The sequence below is a fragment of the Streptacidiphilus sp. MAP5-3 genome (assembly GCF_041262505.1).
Taxonomy (GTDB): domain Bacteria; phylum Actinomycetota; class Actinomycetes; order Streptomycetales; family Streptomycetaceae; genus Streptacidiphilus.
Window position 1 is genome coordinate 114,150 of sequence record NZ_JBGCCL010000016.1, and the last position, 21,003, is coordinate 135,152.

At 70.3% G+C, this 21,003-nt stretch carries 16 protein-coding genes, 1 other RNA gene and 2 pseudogenes; 10 read left to right on the plus strand and 9 right to left on the minus strand.

What is annotated here, in order from left to right; genetic code table 11:
• The first annotated feature begins 1 nt into the window (after window position 1).
• Window positions 2-1,132, plus strand: coding sequence for an XRE family transcriptional regulator (locus ABH928_RS23240; protein WP_370069550.1), 1,131 nt, complete (start codon window positions 2-4; stop codon window positions 1,130-1,132).
• On the opposite strand, the pseudogene ABH928_RS23245 reads toward ABH928_RS23240, so the two are convergent.
• Window positions 1,125-1,918, minus strand: a pseudogene (locus ABH928_RS23245) (NUDIX domain-containing protein). The gene ABH928_RS23240 and the pseudogene ABH928_RS23245 overlap by 8 nt on opposite strands.
• 1,062 nt (window positions 1,919-2,980) lie before the next feature.
• Between ABH928_RS23245 and ABH928_RS23250 the strand changes: the two are divergent.
• The 5 genes and pseudogenes from ABH928_RS23250 to ABH928_RS23270 all read left to right on the plus strand — a co-directional run.
• Window positions 2,981-3,196: a type II toxin-antitoxin system HicB family antitoxin gene (locus ABH928_RS23250; protein WP_370069552.1), complete on the plus strand. Its 216-nt coding sequence runs from the start codon at window positions 2,981-2,983 to the stop codon at window positions 3,194-3,196.
• On the plus strand, window positions 3,193-3,417 hold the full coding sequence (locus tag ABH928_RS23255; RefSeq protein WP_370069554.1) for a type II toxin-antitoxin system HicA family toxin: 225 nt from the start codon (window positions 3,193-3,195) through the stop codon (window positions 3,415-3,417). Before ABH928_RS23250 ends, ABH928_RS23255 begins: the two co-directional genes overlap by 4 nt.
• A gap of 201 nt (window positions 3,418-3,618) precedes the next feature.
• On the plus strand, window positions 3,619-4,005 hold the full coding sequence (locus tag ABH928_RS23260) for a hypothetical protein (protein ID WP_370069556.1): 387 nt from the start codon (window positions 3,619-3,621) through the stop codon (window positions 4,003-4,005).
• Between the two features lie 157 nt (window positions 4,006-4,162).
• On the plus strand, window positions 4,163-4,531 hold the full coding sequence (locus ABH928_RS23265; protein WP_370069558.1) for a hypothetical protein: 369 nt from the start codon (window positions 4,163-4,165) through the stop codon (window positions 4,529-4,531).
• A 254-nt stretch (window positions 4,532-4,785) separates the two neighbouring features.
• Window positions 4,786-4,926 (plus strand): annotated as a pseudogene (locus tag ABH928_RS23270) (IS5/IS1182 family transposase); the annotation flags it as partial.
• Between the two features lie 119 nt (window positions 4,927-5,045).
• Here the strand turns inward: ABH928_RS23270 and ABH928_RS23275 are convergent.
• The 5 genes from ABH928_RS23275 to ABH928_RS23295 form a co-directional block, all read right to left on the minus strand.
• Window positions 5,046-5,399, minus strand: a complete 354-nt coding sequence (locus ABH928_RS23275; protein WP_370069642.1) for a DUF3592 domain-containing protein — start codon at window positions 5,397-5,399, stop codon at window positions 5,046-5,048.
• Between the two features lie 288 nt (window positions 5,400-5,687).
• Window positions 5,688-6,091, minus strand: an RNA gene (rnpB, locus tag ABH928_RS23280) — RNase P RNA component class A.
• Window positions 6,092-6,142: 51 nt separating this feature from the next.
• The gene (locus ABH928_RS23285) at window positions 6,143-8,206 is read right to left on the minus strand and encodes a hypothetical protein (RefSeq protein ID WP_370069560.1); all 2,064 of its coding nucleotides are present in this window, start codon (window positions 8,204-8,206) and stop codon (window positions 6,143-6,145) included.
• A gap of 219 nt (window positions 8,207-8,425) precedes the next feature.
• Window positions 8,426-9,886, minus strand: a complete 1,461-nt coding sequence (locus tag ABH928_RS23290) for an RNB domain-containing ribonuclease (protein WP_370069562.1) — start codon at window positions 9,884-9,886, stop codon at window positions 8,426-8,428.
• Window positions 9,887-9,945: 59 nt separating this feature from the next.
• Complete coding sequence (locus ABH928_RS23295; protein WP_370069564.1) at window positions 9,946-11,892, minus strand: streptophobe family protein; 1,947 nt, start codon at window positions 11,890-11,892, stop codon at window positions 9,946-9,948.
• A gap of 198 nt (window positions 11,893-12,090) precedes the next feature.
• Here ABH928_RS23295 and ABH928_RS23300 point away from each other — a divergent pair, with 198 nt between their 5' ends.
• Window positions 12,091-14,877, plus strand: coding sequence for an FHA domain-containing protein (locus tag ABH928_RS23300; protein ID WP_370069566.1), 2,787 nt, complete (start codon window positions 12,091-12,093; stop codon window positions 14,875-14,877).
• A gap of 93 nt (window positions 14,878-14,970) precedes the next feature.
• Here the strand turns inward: ABH928_RS23300 and ABH928_RS23305 are convergent, their stop codons facing one another.
• Together ABH928_RS23305 and ABH928_RS23310 are read right to left on the minus strand one after the other, a co-directional pair.
• A complete protein-coding gene (locus ABH928_RS23305; RefSeq protein ID WP_370069568.1) occupies window positions 14,971-16,092 on the minus strand; it encodes an S-adenosylmethionine:tRNA ribosyltransferase-isomerase in 1,122 nt (373 codons plus the stop codon).
• 80 nt (window positions 16,093-16,172) lie between these two features.
• The gene (locus tag ABH928_RS23310; protein WP_370069570.1) at window positions 16,173-16,898 is read right to left on the minus strand and encodes an SDR family NAD(P)-dependent oxidoreductase; all 726 of its coding nucleotides are present in this window, start codon (window positions 16,896-16,898) and stop codon (window positions 16,173-16,175) included.
• Window positions 16,899-17,102: 204 nt separating this feature from the next.
• Between ABH928_RS23310 and ABH928_RS23315 the strand changes: the two genes are divergently transcribed.
• Complete coding sequence (locus ABH928_RS23315; protein ID WP_370069572.1) at window positions 17,103-18,287, plus strand: GAF domain-containing sensor histidine kinase; 1,185 nt, start codon at window positions 17,103-17,105, stop codon at window positions 18,285-18,287.
• Window positions 18,280-18,927, plus strand: a complete 648-nt coding sequence (locus ABH928_RS23320; protein WP_370069574.1) for a response regulator — start codon at window positions 18,280-18,282, stop codon at window positions 18,925-18,927. Before ABH928_RS23315 ends, ABH928_RS23320 begins: the two co-directional genes overlap by 8 nt.
• Window positions 18,928-19,192: 265 nt before the next feature.
• On the opposite strand, the gene ABH928_RS23325 is transcribed toward ABH928_RS23320, so the two are convergent.
• Window positions 19,193-20,008 carry a hypothetical protein gene (locus ABH928_RS23325; protein WP_370069576.1) on the minus strand — a complete coding sequence of 272 codons (816 nt, stop codon included), beginning with the start codon at window positions 20,006-20,008 and terminating at the stop codon, window positions 19,193-19,195.
• Between the two features lie 116 nt (window positions 20,009-20,124).
• Between ABH928_RS23325 and ABH928_RS23330 the strand changes: the two genes are divergently transcribed.
• Window positions 20,125-20,916 (plus strand): ABC transporter ATP-binding protein, encoded by a 792-nt coding sequence (locus ABH928_RS23330; RefSeq protein WP_370069578.1) that lies wholly within the window; start codon window positions 20,125-20,127, stop codon window positions 20,914-20,916.
• Window positions 20,917-21,003: the final 87 nt, after the last annotated feature.

A 21,003-nucleotide genomic window follows, 5' to 3' on the forward strand; every position in this document is an offset into this window, starting at 1 on the left:
CATGTCCCAGCAGCTACGACAAGCTCGGAAGGCTCGCGGATGGTCGCAAGAGCGGCTGATCCACGAGATCGAGACGTACGCCCGACGGCACCTGATCAACGTGGCTTCGAGAGCGAGCCTGAAGGTCTATGTCTCCGAGTGGGAGAACGGCAAGCGCCAGATCTCCGGGCAGTACGTCGGGATACTCCGGTCCATACTGGGGCTCACCGATGCCGAGTTGCTCGGCAGCACGGACCCCGGGGCCCCGCCGGTCGCGGACGGCTACGACGACCTCCTGAACCGGATCGAGTCGTCCCGCAGCCTGAGCGTTGGCATGGTGGACACGTTCCTTGAGCAGACCGAGTTGCTGCGCAGCTTCGATCGCCAGCTCGGAGCATCAGGACTGGTTGACCAGATGGGCGCGCACCTCACGCGGCTGGAAGACGCGTTGACGTTCGCAATCCTCCCCGGTGTCCGAGGGCCGATCGCGCGGGCGTTGGCCGGCGCGTCCACCTTGGCGGCATGGCAGGCCCTTGACGTTGGTGCCGTCGAACGAGCTTGGCGTCACTACGAGTTGGCGAAGCGGGCAGCGCTGGAGTCCAACGAACCGATGTACCTGGCGCACGCAACCGCTGAGCAGGCATACGTGCTGACAGACGCGGGCAGGCCCGAGCTGGCCGTCGAACTCGTCCGAGACGCCCAGGAGACCGGCAGGGGACGGACTTCCCCGAGGCTGGCAGCGTGGCTTCATGCGACCGAAGCGGAGATCTGCGCGAAGGCTGGGAAGCCCGACGAGGCCCGCCGAGCACTGGACCGAGCCGCCTCAGTCCTTCCCGCGGGCGATGAGGCGCGGGACCCGGACATGCTGAGCATCTTCCTCAACGGGACGCATCTCGCCCGCTGGCGAGGGAACGTGCTCGCTCTCCTCGGAGAGGACGACGCCGTGGGAGATCTCTACGCGGCACTCGACCGGATGGACCCGAGTTTCGTTCGGGCGACCGCAGGACTGCGTGCCGATCTCGCCCAGGCGCACATCACGCGTGGCGAGATGGACCAAGCAGCCGAGCATCTGCGACAGGCTCGACTGCTGGCCGGACGTACAGGCTCGGTCCGACAGCGAACCCGGATCGAGCGGTTGACGCGCTCTATCTAGCGGCGGTTCCGGCGCGCGAAGCCAGGACGTGCAGCAAGGCGACAAGGGTTCCCGCCCCCATCAGCTCACCCGACGCCATCATGCCGGGGATCTCCGAGAGAGGCACCCAAGCGACGCGGCCAGCCTCCTCCCCGCCTTCCGGCTCGCCCACGAGCCGAGCACCCTTGCCGACAAAGATCTCGTGCGGGGAGTCGACCATGCCCACCATGGGCTGAAAGGTCACGACGTGCTCTAGGCCATCGGCCCGCCAGCCGGTCTCCTCCTCGATCTCCCGGAGAGCCGCAGTCAAGCCGTCTTCGCCAGCATCCACGATGCCGCCGGGGAGTTCCCAGCCCCACTGGTCCGGGACGAAGCGGTAGCGCCACAGCATCAGCACCCTGTCTTCGTCGTCCAGGACAGCGGAGATCGCCACACGGTTCAGCCGCACGACGTGGTGCTCAAAGCGCTCGACGCCAGGCGGCTCAACGTCCACCAAGGTCAGTTTGACCCACTGATTGTCATAGACCGTCCGCTCTCCATGGATCTTCCACGACTCCAGCGGCTCCCCCTGATCGGTCACGACTACGCCCCCTCGGCGTTGGAGCTGATGAAGTAGCCCCGGCCATGCTCTGCGCGAATCAGTCCCTCAGCGGTCAGCTTGGCGAGGACCAGGCGGACGGTGGTCCTACCGGCTGACAGCTCATCAGCGAGCACGCGCTCAGAGGGCAGCTTCCCGCCAGGCTGCAACGTGCCATCGCTGATCCATCCACGGATGGTGTCCTCAACTCGCGCCGTGGTCTCGCCCATGTCCCTCCACGTCCCGCTCTGATCACTGGTACGAACCACTGTAGGCGGTGGGAATGTCAGTCGGCTATGCCGAGCTTGATCATCCGAGCCATTGCCCAACCTGCGCCCAACCTGCGTGTGCCCAACCTGCGGTGTGGTTACGATTTTCGCTACTGAATCAAGGCGCTCGCTCCGCTCGCGCGCTACGGGCTCCCGTCCCTGCTGACCTTCCCGCCGTTGACTGCCCCGGTCCCGCCCCGGCCCGATCGGCGCCCTCTCCCCGGTCGCTACCGCAGGTCCGCGCTCCGCCAGCCGCAGGGAGCGGAGAGCAGGAAATCGACGCGGGACGAGTCCCGCAGCAGCTACCACGGACACACGGGCAGAGCGAATAACTGATCGGCGACCTCACGGTCTGGACATTCACACTGCTACGCGGGCGTCGGCCACCCGCCGACGCCCGCCCGCACTCCTGTCTGCGCCCCGTGCGGGCGACGCCGGCGGTGGCCTCCCCCTCGGCAGAGAAGGACAAGGGGGATCAACAGTCCGGGGCTGCATGGCTGAGCTCACCAACGATTTGCTTCAAGCACCCACCGCCGGGACGGGTACGGGGTGCGTCCAGGGCACCGGTCGGGCCGGGGCGGGACCGCGACAGCCCTGGCGGAAGGCACGCAGTACAGGCGGACTCGTTTCCGCGAGGCGTGGTGCCCCGCAGCCGTGACCATCGCCGCCAGCAGGGTGCACGTCATGGGGCTCCGCCCCAAACCCCGGCCCTTCTCAAGGAGCGACGAACCGAGGGGGAGAGGGTGCGGGAGGGAGGGGGTTATGGGCGGTGGCGCGGTGCGGTTCCTCCCCGATCGAGCCCCGGAGGCGTACCGAGAACCTCCCAGGGCCGCCAGGCCAAGCCCAAGGGTCACGCTGTGAGCCTGGCGGCCCTGGGAGAACCCCGGTTCGGCAAAGCTGCCCGATCGAGGAGGAACCACCCCACTCAGGCCCGCATCTGCCGAAGATCGGCACGCGCTCGGAGTGCCGGCGCAGACGCGGCGAGCGCAGACAGGTCGAAGGCCCGCATGCCAGACTGGCGGCATGACGCAGCACGCCTTGCACCTCACAGCGGCGATCACCCACGAGGGTGAGTGGTACGTCGCCCGATGCCTCCAGGTCGAGGTCACCAGCCAGGGCCGCACCATCGAGGAAGCCATGGGGAACCTCCGCGAAGCCCTGGAGCTCTACTTCGAGGACGAGCCCGCTCCCGAGGTCTACGACGTGATCACCGCGCCGATTGAGGTCCGCGTCGCATGAGCCCCGCCGTCCCGCACGGACTGTCCGGGGCCGAGGTCGGCAAGGCGTTGATGCGCGGCGGCTTCGAGCACGTCTCGACTCGCGGCAGCCACGCCAAGTACCGCACCGAAGGCCGGACCGTCATCGTCCCCCTGCATCATGACCTTGCAGCCGGGACGCTCCGGTCGATCCTCCGCCAGGCCGATTGGTCGGTGGAGACGTTGGAGAAATTCCTTAAGTAATTCCACCCCCAGAGGTCTATACCTCTGACGGCAACGCTGACGGCAACACCAGCGGACTCCAGAGCACTTCTGGGGACGCCGGCGGACTCCCGCATCGTACGTGGCCTGCGAAAACGCAGGTGAGTAGGGCTCGCCTATCACACGTACTATGTTGTGGCGGGCGGCGTCCCGATCTTGGTTCCCAACAGCAGCACGTGTGAAGTGGCCCTTGGAATTCGCAAAGAGGGAGATCTTCGCAACTTTGCGCAAACTAATGGCTTCGAGCATTTTCTTGACAACTCGATGGAAGATGCTCTGGCAAATGTGCGAGCTGTAGCGAATGAGCAGCCGGATCGCCGAATCAATGTCGTGCTTGACGGCTTCAAGATGTCAACTGGAAAGCCAGGTACGCCGCAGCAGCTATTTGAGGACTTCTATCAAGAAGGCATGGTTGGCAAGCCCTGGATTACCACTCAGAGGGAAATGAATATCCTCGGCGAGTCTGTCAGGTTGGGTAATAGATCTTGGGATTCCATCACCTTCTGGCAGGGGGGTCGGGTGGTTCCAATTGATCTGCCTGATTTTAATGTCCTCCGTGCGGCTGGATGAGCGGTCCTTGAGACCTGCAGTCGGACTGCCCAGCGGTCAGATCGACTTGATGGGCAGTCCGGCTATGATGGGAGACCTGTCCGCCGCGCAATAGATGCCGCTGGGTGGCAGGTCTGCATTCTGTTGGACATGTGGCATATATCTGAGTCTGCTTTCGATGGGCGGTTTTCTGGTGCGTCTGGTTGAGTGGGATCGAGAGTTCAAGGTCTGGGCCTACGGATTCAGCTACTCCAGATTGCTCCTCCGGAGTGAGCCCAGGTTTGACTCCGATGAGCGAATCGAGATTCTTTTCTCTAATGTGCAGCACATGAATATTTCGGCAGAGATGGCAAATCTGAAGATTGATCGAGTGGAGCTGCGGGAGGAATTTGAAGCCATTGGCATTGGTGTCCCGCCTGAGCCGCATTTTGCCTTTTCCTTGAATTCAGGTGCGGGTTATGTGATTGCGACTCAGTGTGACTGGCATGCGGATCGCGAGTGGATTGATGCGCCATCCCATTTTGCGCCATTTCGCGGAGTGAAGTAGCGGCGCGACGGGAGCCGCGGCTTCTGCGACGCTAGGGGCTTCAGGGTGATGTATTCCAGTGAGAGTTCTGCTTTTTCCTGCTCAGCGGCCCGATGGTCCGGAGTGTAGCGGGGCCGCGTTGGAGTCTGAGCGGCGTTCGTCAGGATTTCGCGCGAAAGGGTGGTCGCGTCGCCTGCAGCGGCAATGGCTTGCGTGTGCTAGGTGGCGGCGGTGCCACGTCGACCAGGTCAAGGTGTGGCCGCGGGATCCAGTCGAAGCGGTGGGTGGTGGAGCGCACGTTTTCGTGGCTGACCGCTCACCGTCGGCTGGCCCGGGGTTACGAGGCCAGCCGGGCCCGAGCGGAGACCATGATCCGCTGGGCGATGATCGGCGTCCTGGTCCATCGGCTGACCCGCGGCGGTCCCGCCACACGGCTGGGCCGCAGGCCGTTGGTTCGGGTGCTGCCGGACGAGGGTACGGTTCCGGCGCGAACGAGCACTGCACCCCCTGGCGACTGTCCTTCCACGCGGGTGCGTCAGTCAGTGGTCCCCGGGGCGTGCCCCGACGATTCAGGGGACGAGGGCCGGCGGCGTGCCCCGGGAAGGTAGTCGCGGTTGTAAGCCCATCTGTCCATCTCCTTGGGAACTCCTCGCAATAGCGTCAATAGACCCACGACTACGAAGGCCGCTCCGAAGAGGGAAAAGTCCAGCAAGTTGCCCGGCGCTGACTCCTCCTCCGCGGTCGAGACGGCCGAGACGTTCGAGGGATCGTTCGGGTCGTAGACGACGGGGATCTGGTCGCCGACGCCGTACTGGTGTGGGACGCCGTGCGCCTTTGCTTGCCTTTCGCGGCTTCGTTGGTGGTGCCGTTTGGAGTCGCTGGCCCGCAGTACAGTCCAAAACGTCCGCCCGGCTCGCGATCATTGACTGCGTCACGTGGGCGGATGCGGACAGTCGGGGATCCCGCAGGTCGTTGACCTGGGCAGATCCTGCGTGAACGCGGGCAGCGACGCCCCTGGCGACACACAGTAAACGTATCGATGCGACTGCAGATCGTGAGAATGCGGGGCATGGGGTGGTCGCAAGATCGGTTCGGTGAGGACGGTTTTGGCCCCGGATTGGCCCCGAAGGAATCTTCCCGAACAGATACATACTCTGACCTGCATAAATGCAGGAGGCGGACGAGTCGGCCTGTACGCCGGGTTCTGTCTCCGCGGTCCGTTGCCGGGCCGCGGGAGGCGGTCATCCATCTACGGCGGCCGTTGCCGGCCGCCTCAAGCGGTCTACCCGCTGACTCGGGCGGGCAGCCCTCAGGCGTCAGCGCAGGGCATCGAACCCGATGCCCATCTTGACCTTGCTCCAGGTGGGGTTTACCTAGCCGTCCAGGTCACCCTGGACGCTGGTGGTCTCTTACACCACCGTTTCACCCTTACCGGGCGCCGAAGCGCCTGGCGGTCTGCTTTCTGTGGCACTGTCCCGCGGGTCACCCCGGGTGGCCGTTAGCCACCACCCTGCCCTGTGGAGCCCGGACGTTCCTCGGCAGATCCCGTGAGGGATCCGACGCGACCGCCCGGCCGGCTCGTCCGCCGTGGTGACCATGGTAGCGGGCCGCCGGGCCTGTCCGGTCCCGACCTCAGCCGGAGACCAGCGGTGTGACGGCCGCGGCCGGGCCGTCGGGCGTCAGGGCCTGCAGTGCAGGTTGGGCGGCGGATCCGGCCAACCGCAGGGTCAGATGCAGGCCGGGCCAGCCGACCAACGTCATGGCGTGCGGTGCATGGAGGAGCTGGGGCGTGTTGCCCCCGCCGGAGAGTTCCGCGACGGTCCGGCTCTGGCCGACGGGGGTGACCTGCTCCAGCGCCCGGTCGGCGCTGTGCAGCAGGCGCGCGGTGGCGGCGAAGACGCTCGGCAGCATGGTGCTGATGTTGCCCGGCTGTCCCAGAACCGCGCCGACCAGTGTGACCTCGTGCCCGGCGACGCGGGTGCGCGCCGAGAAGAGCAGGCAGCCGCCGGCCCAGTAGGTCGAGCCGGTCTTGATGCCGTCGACACCGTCCTGGCCGAGCAGGGCGTTGTAGTTGCGGATCGCGCCGCCGGGGATGACGGCGGAGGTTTCGTCGACGAGGTCGGCGAAGGACGGGTCGGTGATCGCGGCCTCGCCGAGCTTGACCAGGTCCGTCGCCGTGGAGACCGAAGTGCCGAGATAGCCGGAGGGCTGGGTGAACCAGGTGTGGGTCATGCCCAGGGTCGTTGCCATGGCGTTCATCCGGGTCACGAAGCGGCTTTCGCTGCCCGCGTCCCAGGCGGCCAGGATCTCGGCCATGTTGTCCGCGGAGGCGAGCAGCAGCGCCTGCAGCGCCTGCCGCTCGGTGAACCGTTCTCCCGTCCGGACCGGTACCAGGGACTGGTTCAGCGCCTCCTCGCCGGGAAGCGCCGCGGCCTCGGCGGCGGTGATCGTGAGGACCGGTCCGGACTGGCCGGGGGCCAGCGGGTGGTCCTTGAGGATCAGATAGGCCGTCATCGTCTTGGTGACGGACGCGATCGACTGCGCGGTGCCCACCGGACCGCTGCTCCCCAGCAGTCCGACGCCCGGGACCGCGATGGCCGCCTGGCCGGAGGAGGGCCACGCCAGGGCGAGGTGTCCGGGCACGGTGAACGAGGCGGGGACGGTCAGGCTCAGACGCGGCGCGGACGGTGCGGCGCCGGCCGGATGTCCGAGAGCCCCGGCGACGGAGTCTGCGGCCGACGAGGTCGAGGAACCGGATCCGAGGGTCACCGCCAGCACGACGGCCACGGCGACGACCCCGACCCCGCCGGCGGTCGCGATCCGGACGTTGCGCCGATCGGCGAGCAAGTCCCGGCAGCGCTCGACGAGTTCGCCGAGGTTGCCGACGTTGACGTCGGCCAGGCGATCGGCCACCGCCAGTCGTACGTCGCGGGCGTTCCGGCCGATCCGGGCGGACGCCTCCCGCAGCCTCGGGAAGCGCGAAGGCGCGCTGACCATCCCGGTGACGTCGGGGATCGGGGTGAGGCCGCCGAACGCGACGGGAGCAGCTGCCCCGGCAGAGACAGCGGCAGGGGTAGCCGTAGCGGCAGGGGTTGCCGCGACTACAGGGGTAGGCGCAGCCGGAGTCGGAGCGGTAGCGGAAGTCGCGCCAGCGGTACCGGCCTCCGGCGCGGGCGCGGTCTCGATCTCGATCTCGATCTCGGCGGCAGTGTCGAGAGCAGCGGCATCCGCATCGGTACCTGTGTCTGCTTCGGCACCGGCTTCGGGACCTGATTCGGTGTCGAGATCGACATCGGTGCCGGTGCCGGTGTCGGTGTCGGCGGCTGCAGCGGAATCGCCGTCGGAGTCCGGATCGGCGGCCTCGGCATCGGTGACCTCGGCATCGACGCCCGGATCGTCCTGCTCAGCCGGCACACCGGGCTCCGGCTCGTCCGGGCCATCAGGCTCGTCCGAAGCATCCAAAGCATCCGAAGCATCCGGCTCGTCCGGGTCACCCGAGTCCGGCTCGTCTGCCTCGTCCAGCTCCGGCTCAGTCTCAGCCACTGCCTCGGCATCAGCCTCTGCGGCCTCCGCGGCCTTCGCGGTCGGCTCGCCCGGGGCCGTCTCCGGGGCCTCCGCCGCCGGGGCGGGATCGTGCGCTGCCGGAGGGGAGTCCGGGCGCGGGTGTTGCTGCTGCTCGTCGGTCGACGTGGGCACGACAGACCTCAGTCCTCAAGGAGCTAAAGGAAGGAAAGGGAAGGCATCGGAACGCATACGGAGAGTCTTCGTGTGGCCCCGGGGCTGGACTGTACAAGGGCACAGGCCCTCTGTGCTGCGGTTTCACCTGGTCAGCACCGAACACGCGCCCAACCGCCGCCCGACCACCGCGCGACCGCCCCGCAAACACCCCCCAACCGCCGCGACCGTCCCCACGGCTCACGCCGTGACGAAACGGAGCGCCGGGTGGGAGAGTTCGACGGAGGTGAGGCGGACCCGGATCTCCGCGCCCAGCGGGAGCGGGCCGTGGCCGTTGTCGTCGGTCAGCGGGGCGCGCACCGCGGGGTCGCAGAGCTGGACCGTGCCGCGCACCGGATGGCGCTCGTCGACGTCGATGACGATCCCGTCGAAGAGCTCGCCCTCACGGCCCGTCAGCAGTGCGGCCTCGACCAGGTCCACGCAGGCCCGCTCGACCTCGTGGGCGCGGCGGTCGCCGGACGCCATCAACGCGGGCAGGGTCGGCAGCGCCTCCCGCACCCACGACGGGGGCTCCTGACCGGCCGTCAGCGCCACGCACACCTCCCCCGCGAAGCGGTCGACCAGCCGCCGCAGGGGAGCGGTGCAGTGCGCGTACGGCGCGGCGACCGCCGCGTGGGCCGGGTTCTCGGGCACGACGCCGCCACCGGGGACGTCGAAGGCGGTGTAGCCCGCGCCGCGCAGCAGGCCGGTGCACTCGTTGAGGAACGCCGCATGCGCCGGGAGCTGCGGGTCGAGCGAGCGGATCAACTGCGGGTAGGGGAGGCCCATCGGCCAGTCCACGTGCAGCGCCTGGGCGATCCGGTGCAGCTTCTCGAACGCGCTGGGCGGTGCGCCCGGAAGGGTGCGCAGGACGCCCGTGCCGCCGTCGAGCATCAGCCCGGCCGCGGCCATACCGGTCAACAGCGAGATCTGCGCGTTCCAGCCGTCGGCGGGAAGCGGTGCGCGGTAGGCGAGGGTGTAGCCGTCGCCGGGGATCTCCTCGACCTCTTGCTCGGGGATCGGCAGGCTGACCCCGCCACGGGCGCGTTCCCGCTCCTCGCGCAGCGGGCCGATGACGCCGAGAAGGGTCAGCGACTCCTCGGCGGTGCCGGTGTCGAGGGCCTTCTGGACACCCGCGTAGTTCAGCTTGGCCCGGCTGCGGACCAGCGCCCGGCGCAGCCGGGTCTCGCGCAGTTCGCCGTCCGCGTTCAGGTCCAGCTGCCAGAGCAGCGCCGGAGCGTCCTGGCCGGGGAGCAGGCTGGCCGCGCCCTCGGAGAGCTGCGGCGGATGCAGGGGGACCCGGACGTCGGGGAAGTAGAGCGTCTCGACCCGCCTCCGGGCCTCGGTGTCTATCGCGCCGCCGGGCCGGACAAAGGCGCTGACGTCGGCGATCGCGTAGTGCACGCGGTAGCCGCCACCGGGGCGGCGCTCCAGGTGCATCGCCTGGTCCAGATCGCGCGACTCGGGCGGGTCGAGGGTGAAGAGCGGCAGGTCCGTCGCGTCGAACCCGGGCAGGACGGGCGCGGCGGAGGCGGCGGCCACCTCGGCGAGCACGGCGTCCGACCAGCCGTTCGGAAGCTCCAGCCGGGCCCGCAGCGCGGCGAGTTCCGTGTTGATCCGGGCGGTCCCGGCGGTCCGTACGCTCAGCAGTCGACGCGGCACGCGCCCAGCGTAGTTGCGTGCCGCGCCGAACATCGAAGCAGGGCCGACGCCAGGGGGCCCTACCGGTACGGGTTCTCCGACGGTGGCTGCTGCTGCGGACCGGCCGGGCCGGGGCCCTGCTGAGGGAGGCCGCCGTAGGGGTTGCCGCCGGGTGCCGGGCGCGGCGGGTGGCCGGGTGCCGGGGGAGGCCCGGCGGGGCCGGGGTTCGGGCTGGCGTACGGATTGCCGCCGCTCTGTGGTGGCGCCTGCGCCGGGGGTGCGCTCTGCGGCAGCCCGCCGTAGCCGCCGCCGTGCCCGCTGCCATACCCGCCGCCGTAACCGCCTCGCGGCCCGGGGGAAGGCGGCGCAGGCATCGGCGGCGCGGAGGGTGCGGGCGGCGCAGCCGGGTACCCCGGCCCTGCCGGATACCCCGCCACCGCACCGCCGCCTTCCGCACCGCCGCCTTCCGCCGCGACGCGCTTCGCGCTCGCGAAGCGGCGGACCAGTGCCGCGCCCACCGCGCCGAAGACCGCGCCCTCGACCAGGCCCAGCACCACTGCCAGCAGCACGTTGCCCGTCACGCTCAACCCGGCGCCCGCCGCGTCGAAGCCGAAGACCGAAAGGTTCGCGTTGACCGAGACGTCGGCCAGCATCAGCAGCACCGGCGTGACCACCGCCAGCCCCACGCCCAGGCGCAGAGCCGCACCGCCCACCTCGGAGCCGACCACCTCGGAGCCGACCGACTCGGTGCCGACCGACCCCGGAACGCCCGTCAGCGGGCGCGGAGTCCGTACCGCCGCGTAGACGCCGACGGCGAACAGCGTCAGCACCACGCCGACCGGCAGCAGCCAGACCCTGCCGTCCAGTGAGGCCAGCGACGAGACGGTGATGGTCTTCCCCTCGCCGCCCGCCAGCAACTGGTTGACGGGGGACGGCAGGAAGTGGGCCAGCGGGCCGCGCGCTTGGCCGTTGAGCGGGATGCCCATGCCCAGCGCGATGGCGAGAAAGATGCCGTTGGGCGCCGCCAGCAACGCGCCGCCGATCGTCTTCGCCCCGCCGTTGCCGGTGAGGCCGACGATGACGCCCGCGACGGTGCCCACGGCGACCGTGCCGAGGTAGATCGTGGTGATCGCGGAGGCGACCGGCCGTACGGTCCGGGTCAGGCCGCTCCACGCCGTCGGCAGTGGGACGCGCCGGGCCGCGACACAGGCGAAGGCGAGCACCAGCACCACCCACAGCAGTCCGAAGCCGAGCGTCGGCAGCAGATCGACCTTGAAGCCCACCGTCTGCTGGCTGTTGCCGACGAGACCGCCGAATAGACCGCCCAGGCCGCCGTCACCGCCACCGCTGCCCCCGCTGCCGCCGCCCGCATGGACCCCCGAGTGGGCGGAGTTGCCGAGCAGCCCGCCGAGCGCCCCGCCGATCCCGCCGTCGGAGCCACCACTGCCGCCGCTGCTGCCACCGGTCGTGCCACCCGTGGTGCCACCGGAGGAACCGCCGCCCCCGCCACCGAGGTTCAGTGCGACGGAGCCGTCGCCCGCCCAGGCGACCACGGTGAGCAGCACCAGGAACGCCACCACCGCCCCGGCCGCTCGCGCGAGCAGGTCGGCCGGAGTGGGTGCGGCGATTCGCCGCAGCTGGGCGGTGAACAGCCAGCCGAGCACCAGCGCGCCGACGACGGTCAGGCCCAGCGGCAGGATGTCGATCGCGCCCTGGGCCGCCGCCGCGTCAAGTCCGAAGACGGAGACGTCACCTGTGGGGTTGACCTTTCCACCGACCGCCATGGACACCAGGACGGCGGTGACGGACCCCAGGTTGGCGTTCTGGTCGAGCCCGAGCAGGTGCACTCCGAGCGCGCCGATCGCGCCCATCGCGACGATCGCCCAACTCGCCGCCATGGCACTGAAGACGACGCCGCGGACCAGTCCCGGACCGGGGCCCTGCCCCGTCGTCCGGCCGGAATCCGCGCGCCCCGACGACCCGCCTGGGCCTCCGCGCGCTGGCTGTGCGTTTCCGTACCCCGTCATCGCCACACCATCCCGACGCTCGCGCGAACGACCGCAACGTCCGCCCCCAGGCGTCAGGTTGCCACAGTGTCACGGTCCGGCGTCATGGCACGGGTCCCGGTTCTCTGTTCGGTGACCGAGCTGGAATGATTCCCCCAGCAGTTCAGCATCCCTACACTGCCTCTGAAAACGTAAGGGGCTCATTCGGGGGACAACAACGTGGGACAGGCAACCGTGCCGCAACTTGTACTAGAGATCAACGGGCAGCGAGCGACGCTGGAACCCGGGCGCAGTTACAGCGTCGGGCGCAACCCTCAGTCGGACTTCTGCATCAACGACGCCCGGGTGTCGTGGCAACACGCCACCATCTCCTTTGCGGGCAACGCCTGGTTGTTCCAGGATCTCGGCTCGACCAACGGCACTTTCGCCGCCGGGCAGCGGACGACGCAGGTCTACCTCGGCGACGGATCGGTGATCCTGCTCGGCAACGCCGAGAACGGCCCGCGGGTGAGCTTCACCGGAGTGCCCGCCGCGCAGCCGGTGCAGCAGCAGCCCGTTCAGCAGCAGGCACAGCCCGGCCAGCAGCCCTTCCCGGGTCAGCAGCACGGCCAGCAGGCACAGCAGGCACAGCAGTCGCAGCAGGCCGCCGCGTGGCACGACCAGAGCACCTCGCGCTACGGCGGCGCACAGCCTCAGCAGCCTGCGCAGCAGCAGCAACAACAACACCAGCACCAGCCGTACCCGGGCCAGCAGCAGCCCTACCAGGCCCAGGTCCCGCAGCAGCAGATGCCCCAACAGCAGATGCAGCAGCAACAGGCCCCGGCAGCGGACGCGGGGGCGGCTGCCGGATACAACGCCGCCGCCGGCTACAACGCGGGGCCGGGCTACAACGCCGCCCCCGCCTACAACGCCGCAGCCGGCTACGCCCAGCCGGGGCAGCAGCAGGCCCCGCAGCAGTCACAGCCGTCACAGCAGGCCCCGCAGCCGGGCCAGCCGGTGCCCTCGCCGGTCTACGGCGCGCGCAACCCGACCATGGTCCGCAACCTGACGGCCGGTCTGAAGACCATCCGGATCGGTCGTGGCCTTGACAACGACCTGGTCGTCTCCGACCTGCAGGTCTCCCGGCACCACTCCGAACTGCGCCAGCTGACCGACGGCCGCTACGAGATCGTCGACCTCGAGAGCCACAATGGCACCTACGTCAACGGTCAGCCGATCTCGCGTCAGGTGCTGACCGCCCAGGACATCGTCGGTGTCGGTCACTCGACCTTCCGTCTGGTCGGCGACCGGCTCGAGGAGTTCGTCGACACCGGTGAGGTCTCCTTCTCCGCCCGTCACCTGACCGTCGAGGTCGAGCACAAGGGCCAGAAGAAGATCCTGCTCAACGACGTCAGCTTCGCGGTCCCGGAGAAGTCGCTCATCGGGGTGATCGGCCCCTCCGGTTCCGGCAAGTCGACGCTGCTCCGCGCGCTGACCGGCTACCGTCCGGCCGACCGCGGTGACGTCCTCTACGACGGCCGTAACCTCTACAAGCAGTTCGCCGAGCTGCGCCAGCGCATCGGTCTGGTGCCGCAGGACGACATCCTGCACTCGCAGTTGAGCGTCCGCACCGCGCTCGAGTACGCCGCCGAGCTCCGCTTCCCCGGCGACACCGAGAAGTCCGAGCGTCAGCGCCGGGTCGACGAGGTGCTGGTCGAGCTGCACCTGGAGAAGCGCGCCGACAACCGGATCACCGCGCTCTCCGGCGGCCAGCGCAAGCGCGTCTCGGTCGCCTTGGAGCTGCTGACCAAGCCGTCGCTGATCTTCCTGGACGAGCCGACCTCCGGTCTCGACCCGGGCATGGACCGCGACGTCATGAAGATGCTGCGCGACCTGGCCGACGAGGGACGCACCGTCCTGGTCGTCACCCACTCGGTGGCCGAACTCGCGCTCTGCGACCGGCTGTTGGTGATGGCCCCGGGCGGCTCGGTGGCGTACTTCGGTCCGCCGAAGGAGGCCCTGCACTTCTTCCAGTGCGAGGCCTGGGCCGACGTCTTCCAGGCCTTCGAGAACCACGCCGAGCACGACTGGGGCGGCCGGTTCCGCGGCTCGGTGCACTTCCAGATGTACGCGGCCGACGTCGACGCCGTGCAGGCCCAGTCCGCGCAGATACAGCACCACCAGACCCAGCCGCCCAAGCAGCAGAGCTGGGGCTCGCAGCTGTCCACGCTGGTACGCCGCTACCTGGCGGTGATCGCCTCGGACCGCGGCTTCATGCTGCTGTCGCTGCTGCTGCCCGCGGTCCTCGGTGTGGTCAGCATGGTCATCCCGTCGCCGGACGGCCTCACCCCGGGCCAGGGAGGCCTCAACACGAATGCCCCCACGATCATCCTGATCATGGCTGTCGGCGCCTGCTTCTCCGGAGCTGCCAACTCGGTTCGAGAGCTGATCAAGGAGCGGGTGATCTACGAGCGGGAACGCGCCGTCGGCCTCTCCCGCAGCGCCTACCTGATGTCCAAGGTCGTGGTCCTCGGTGTGGTGAGCGTGGTGCAGGGCGTGCTCATCTGCGGTATCGGGTTCTCGACCCGGAAGCTCCCGTCCGGGTTGATCGTCTCGGCTTTCCCGGCCCTCGAGATGACGATCCCGATCATCCTGCTGAGCTTCGCCTCGATGATGTTCGGTCTGGTCATCTCGTCGCTGGTCAAGACCAGCGAGAAGACCATGCCGCTGTTGGTGATGTTCGCCATCGTCCAGGTCGTCTTCACCGGCTGCCTCGGCTTCGCCATCGCCGGCAGTCCCGGACTGGAGCAGATCGCCTGGTTGATGCCGTCCCGGTGGGCCGCCGGAGCCCTGGGCACCACCATCGACCTGGGCCGTCTTATCGGCTCCCCGGACTCGATGTGGCAGCACACCGCTTCCCAGTGGCTGATCGACTGCAGCGCGCTCGTCGTCCTCAGCGCGGTCCTGGGGGTCATCGTGATCCGGCTGCTGCGCAGGCATGAGCCGGAGGTCATGCGTACCCGCTGACCGCAGGACGGAACACCGCGAGGCCGTATCCCCAGATAGGCGGGGATGCGGCCTCGCTACGTGTTCTCGGGTCTGAGGGCCGGGCAGGCACTGTCACCGGGTGAGGATCAGGTGCAGGTCGCCGAACTCGTGCCAGAGGTAGCCCTCGCGCAGTGCCTCCGCGTAGCTGCGGTCCAGCAGCGCCCGGCCCGCGATGGCCTCCAGCATCAGCAGGTGCGAGGCGCGCGGTTCGTGGAAGCCGGTGACCAGGCCGTCCACCACCCGCACCCCGCGCTCCGGGGTGATCACCACCTCGGTCCACCCCGAGCGCGGCCGGACCACGCCGGACGCGTCCGCCGCCGACTCCAGCGCCCGCACCGCCGTCGTGCCCACGGCGACGACGCGCGAGCCCGCCGCCCGTGCCGCGTTGACCACCCGCGTGGTCGGCTCGGGCACCTCGAACCACTCGGCGTAGGGCGGTTCGTGGGACTCCACCGAGGCGACGCCGGTGTGCAGGGTCAGCGGCACCACCTGCACGCCCCGGCTGACCAGCCGGGTGACCAGCTCCGCCGTGAACGGCCTTGCCGCGCTGGGCATCTCCGCCGATCCCGCGCGCGGTGACGGCTCGGCGAAGACGGTCTGATAGGCCGTCAGATCCCGGTCGGCATCGGTGTAGGAGTAGCGGATCGGCCGCCCGTAGCGGGCCAGGTACGCCAGCGGGTCGGTCGCCCCGAAGCAGGCCCGCCACAGGCGCGCTTGGGCACCTGCCGTCCGGCCTGCAGAGCCGACCGGCGCGAGCAGCGCCAGCCGCGCGCCCCCGGCGAGTCGGACGGTCACCTCCTCCGGGGCGCCTCCGGTCAGAGCCGTCGTCCGCTGCCGGGTGGACCCCCTGCCGTCGGGGGTGCGCAGCTCCACGACCCACTCGCCGTCCGAGCGCCGGGTCGAGAAGTGCACCACCACCGGCTCGCCGGTGTCGGTCACCCGGCCGTCGACGGCGGCGGGAAGCGTCGCGGAGGTGTTCACCACCAGCACGTCGCCCGGCTCCAGCAGTTGCGGCAGCTCGCGGAACGCGTGGTGAGTGACCGTCAGTCCGGAACGCCGGGCGACCATCAGCCGAACGTCGTCGCGTCCGCTGCCGCCGCGCTCCTCCGGCGGGGCCACGGCCTCCAGCTCCGGCGGCAGCTCCCAGTCGCCGAGACCGTCGACGAATCCCGCGTCCGTCACGTCATCCGCCACGTCGTCCTCCCGAGCGACCTCCCGAGCGTCCGCCCGCACTGCCCGTGCCTCCGGCGCCACCTGGACACCGCGCAGCCGGCTCACCGCGTCACCCCCGCCCCGGCCTCTGTCGCCTCGGCCGCCAGCCCGGCCGCCGTGTACCGGCCGCTCGGCAGCCGGTCCGTGACCAGCGCCAGCAGGGCCGGGACGGCCTGCTCCTCGGGCAGCGGTGCCTGCGCCGCCGACTGCGCGTCGGCCGCCGCGTACATCGCCGTGTTCATCTCGCCCGGGTCGACCCACCAGACCCGCAGGCTCGGCTCCTCCCGCTGCAGCACCGCCGACCACTGCTCCAGCGCCGCCTTGGTCGCCCCGTACGCACCCCAGGTCGGGTACGCCTCGACGGCGGCGTCGGAGGTGATGTTGAGCAGCGCGCCCTCGTGCGCCAGCAGCTGCGACAGCGCCTCCTGCGTCAGCCCGAGCGGCGCGAGCACGTTGACCTCGAGCGCGCGGCGCAGCACCTCCAGGTCCTGCTCCGCCAGCGTCACCAGCGGTTCGGACCCCTGCGCCCCCGACCCCAGTACCCCGGCGTTGTTGACCACCAGGCTCGCGCCGCCCAGGTCCCAGGCCGCGCTGACGAGTGCCCTGCGGTGAGCGGGATCGGTCACGTCGCCCGCGACCGCGTGGATCCGGGCGTGCGCGGCGGCGAGCTCGGCGAGCGCTTCGGCGTGTCGACCGTCCGCGACCACGTCCCAGCCGCGCTCGGCCAGGGCCAGCGCCAGCGCCCGTCCCAGTCCTCGCGACGCCCCCGTCACAATGGCGACTGCCATGGCGATTCCTCCTGTTGCTGAGTCCCGCTTGCTGAGTCCCGCTGCGGTGCGGTTCCGATACCGCCGAAGCTAGGCCGCCGCAGGTCCCGTCCACCTCGGGCGACCGGTCTCGCGACCCGGGTCCCTTCGACCTAGGTCATGGGACGTGCGACCGACCTCCCGACGTCCGATGCCGCGGGGATCACCCGGCGGTACGGTGACGGCATGTCGACAGACGCGTGCCCGCCCTACGAGGACGGACCCAGCGACCGGTGCCTCGGCGGTATCGAGGCGATCAGCTCCGCCGTGCTGGCCATGAGCCGCCACCTCGAAGTGCGCGAGGTGCTGCAGCGGATCGTCACCTCCGCCCGCACCCTGGTCGGCGCCCAGTACGCGGCGCTCGGCGTGCCCGACGACCACGGCGGCTTCGCCCAGTTCGTCGTCGACGGCGTCTCCGACGACCAGTGGCGCGCGATCGGCCCGCTGCCGCGCCAGCACGGCATCCTCGCCGCGATGCTGCACGAGCCGGACCCGACCCGCCTCGCCGACGTCCGCCAGGACCCGCGCTTCGGCGGCTGGCCCGGCGCGCACCCGGATATGCAGGCCTTCCTCGGCGTCCCGATCCAGGACGGCGAGGAGATCCTCGGTGCGCTCTTCCTGGCCAACCCGGAGGGACGGGAGAGCTTCTCCGGCCACGACGAGGAACTGCTCCGGATCCTCGCCGCCCATGCGGCGCTGGCCCTGCTCAACGCCCGCCTCTACGAGCGCAGTCGCGAGCTCACCCTGGTCGGCGAGCGCGCCCGGATCGCCCACGAGCTGCACGACGCCGTCTCCCAGAAGCTCTTCTCGCTCCGGCTCACCGCGCAGGCCGCCGCCACCCTGGTGGAACGCGACCCGGCCCGCGCCCGCGCCGAACTCGCCGAGGTCTCCCGCCTCGCCGCCGAGGCGGCCGACGAACTCCGCAGCGTGGTCGTCGAACTGCGGCCGGCCGCGCTGGACGAGGACGGTCTGCTACCGACCCTCGCCTCCCAGGTCGACGTCCTGAACCGGGCGCACACCGCGCACGTCCGCTTCTTCCACGACCGCGTGGGTGCGCTGCCCGCCGGGCAGGAGGAGGCACTGCTGCGGGTCGCCCAGGAGGCGCTGCACAACGCCCTGCGCCACTCCGGCGCGACCACGGTCGAGGTCGAACTCCGCTCCGTGCGCAGCCCGTCCGGCTCGGGACGCGGCGCCCGGCTGCGGGTGACCGACGACGGCAAGGGCTTCGACCCCGAGCAGACCCGCCGCGCCGGACGCCACCTCGGCCTGGTCTCCATGCGGGACCGCGCCGCGGGCGTCGGCGGCGCGTTGCACATCGACTCGTCCCCCGGAGCGGGGACCGTGGTGGAACTGGAGGTCCCCGGTGGCTGAACCGACCATCAAGGTGCTGCTGGTCGACGACCACCAGGTCGTCCGCCGCGGCCTGCGCACGTTCCTTGAGGTCCAGCCGGACATCGAGGTCGTCGGCGAGGCCGCGGACGGTGCGGAGGGCGTCGCCTGCGCCGAGGAGCTGCGGCCGGACGTGGTCCTCATGGACGTCAAGATGCCTGGCACCGACGGTATCGACGCGTTGCGGATGCTGAAGGAACGCGGCAACCCGGCCAAGGTTCTGGTGGTCACCAGCTTCACCGAGCACCGCACGGTCGTCCCGGCGCTCCGCGCCGGAGCGGCGGGTTACGTCTACAAGGACGTCGACCCGGAGGCTTTGGCCGGCGCGATCCGCAGCGTCCACGCGGGCCATGTCCTGCTCCAGCCGGAGCTGGCGGAGGCGCTGCTCGCCGAGGAGTCGGCGGGCCGGGCGCCCCAGGGCCGCGGCGGCACGCTGACCGACCGCGAACAGGAGGTCCTCGGTCTGATCGCCAACGGCCGCAGCAACCGCGAGATCGCTCGGGCGCTGACCCTCTCGGAGAAGACGGTCAAGACGCACGTCTCCAACATCCTGATGAAGCTCGACCTCCAGGACCGCACCCAGGCCGCGTTGTGGGCGGTCCGCAACGGAGTCGCGGGATAAACGGGGGCGCGGGATAGGGGCGCGAGGCTCTGCCAGCGAGCGGCTCCGCCGCGTGGGCGCGAGCAGAGGGGTGCTTCGCTACCGCAGGTAGTTGCAACCGCATAAGGGGCGCGGGGAACTGCGCGACAAGCCACCCTGGGTGGTGAGTCCCCGAACGGTCAGGGCCATCCGCACCGGGCGGTTTCTCGCGCAGTCCCCGCACCCCTGAGCACGTGCCTGCTTTCTCGCCTGCAGGATCCCCGTGCCCCCAGAACGTGCAACTTCCCTAACGTCGATCAGTAGCCGGTTCGTCCACCAGCGAGTTGTACGCCGCCACCCGTGCCCTCCGGGCCGCCCGTTCCAACGGCCGTAGCGCCCCCGCCCTCGCGGCCATCTCGCCCGCGCTCACCGCAGCCCCCTCGCTCAGCGCCGCCACCGCGACCAACGCGGCGACGCGCCTCGCGCTCTGCAGCACCCCCACCGCCCGCCCCGAGTAGCCAGGCGCGAGCAACTCCTCCGCCTGCGACGCGCGCGAGCGCATCCGCGCCAACGCGGCCTCGACGGACGGACTCCCCGCGCCCGCGACGTCGAGGCGGACCAGGGACTCGGTCGCCTCGCGCATGCCTTCCAGCAGCTCGCGTTCCGCGTCCCGCAGTGCCGGGACGTCCGCGGGGAAGCCCAGGTTCGCCGGCAGCGCGTGCCAGGTGACGGCGAGCACGCCGTCGTCCTCGTGGTCCGCGCCGTGCCACAGCGCCTCCGGGACCAGGCCCCAGGGTGCGCCGACGGCGACGACCGCCTCGCCGGTCTCCAGCGCCCGGGCGTTGAACTCGGCCGGTCCCGTCAGGCCCAGCGGGTGGCCGGAGGCGGGAAGGGCCAGCCGCAGGCCTGTCGCGCCCAACGCCCGCAACCGGCCCAGCGCCAGCGTCAGGCCGACACCGTCCGCGCCCGGCAGATCGCGGACGAGGTGCGTCTCGTCACCCCCGCGGACCGCCTCGGCCGCGTCGTCGGGGGAGGTGAGGCCCGCGAACCAGGCGTTGCCCCAGGCGACAAGTCGGGCGGACCGGGGTTCTTCGTACGCTTCGTGCGCTTCCGTCTGCGGCATGGGCCCAGCCTACGGAGCATCCGGTCACCTCGGTGGCGTAGGTTTGGACGGGCTCTGCTGGTCCCGGGCCGTGAGCGAGTGAACAACTCTTCTTTTCATTGGGGAAGGCGTACGCAATGAGCGACGTGCTGGAGCTGGTGGACGTTTCCGTGATCCGGGACGGACGTCCGCTGGTGGAACAGGTGTCCTGGGCGGTCGCGGAGGGCGAGCGCTGGGTCGTCCTCGGTCCGAACGGGGCCGGCAAGACGACGCTGCTGCAGGTCGCCGCCAGCTACCTCTTCCCCAGCTCCGGCACCGCCGCGATCCTCGGTGACAAGCTCGGCTCCGTCGACGTCTTCGACCTGCGCCCCCGGATCGGCCTGGCCGGCGCCGCGATGGCCGACAAGCTGCCCAGGCGGCAGACGGTGCTGGAGACCGTCCTCACCGCCGCGTACGGCATGACCGCGCACTGGCGCGAGACCTACGAGCAGACCGACGAGTCCCGTGCCCGGCTGCTGCTCGACCTGCTCGGCATGGCCGACTACACCGACCGCAAGTTCGGCACGCTCTCCGAGGGCGAGCGCAAGCGCACCCTCATCGCCCGCGCGCTGATGACCGACCCGGAGCTGCTGCTCCTCGACGAGCCCGCCGCCGGTCTGGACCTCGGCGGTCGTGAGGACCTGGTCCGCCGTCTCGGTGCGCTGGCCCAGGATCCGATCGCCCCGGCGATGATCATGGTGACCCACCACGTCGAGGAGATCCCGCCGGGCTTCACCCACGTGCTGATGATCCGTCAGGGCAAGGTGCTGGCCGCCGGTCCGATCCACGAGACGCTGAGCGCCCGCAACCTCTCGCTCTGCTTCGGCCTGCCGCTGACCCTGGAGCACGAGGACGGCCGCTGGGCCGCCCGCGGCCTTCCCCTCGGCTGACGCACCGTTTTTTCCGAGGCTGTCCGTCGTGCCCTTGTTGTGATGATCTTTGCCTCCGATTCCTGACGGCGGACCAGTCGCGCAACT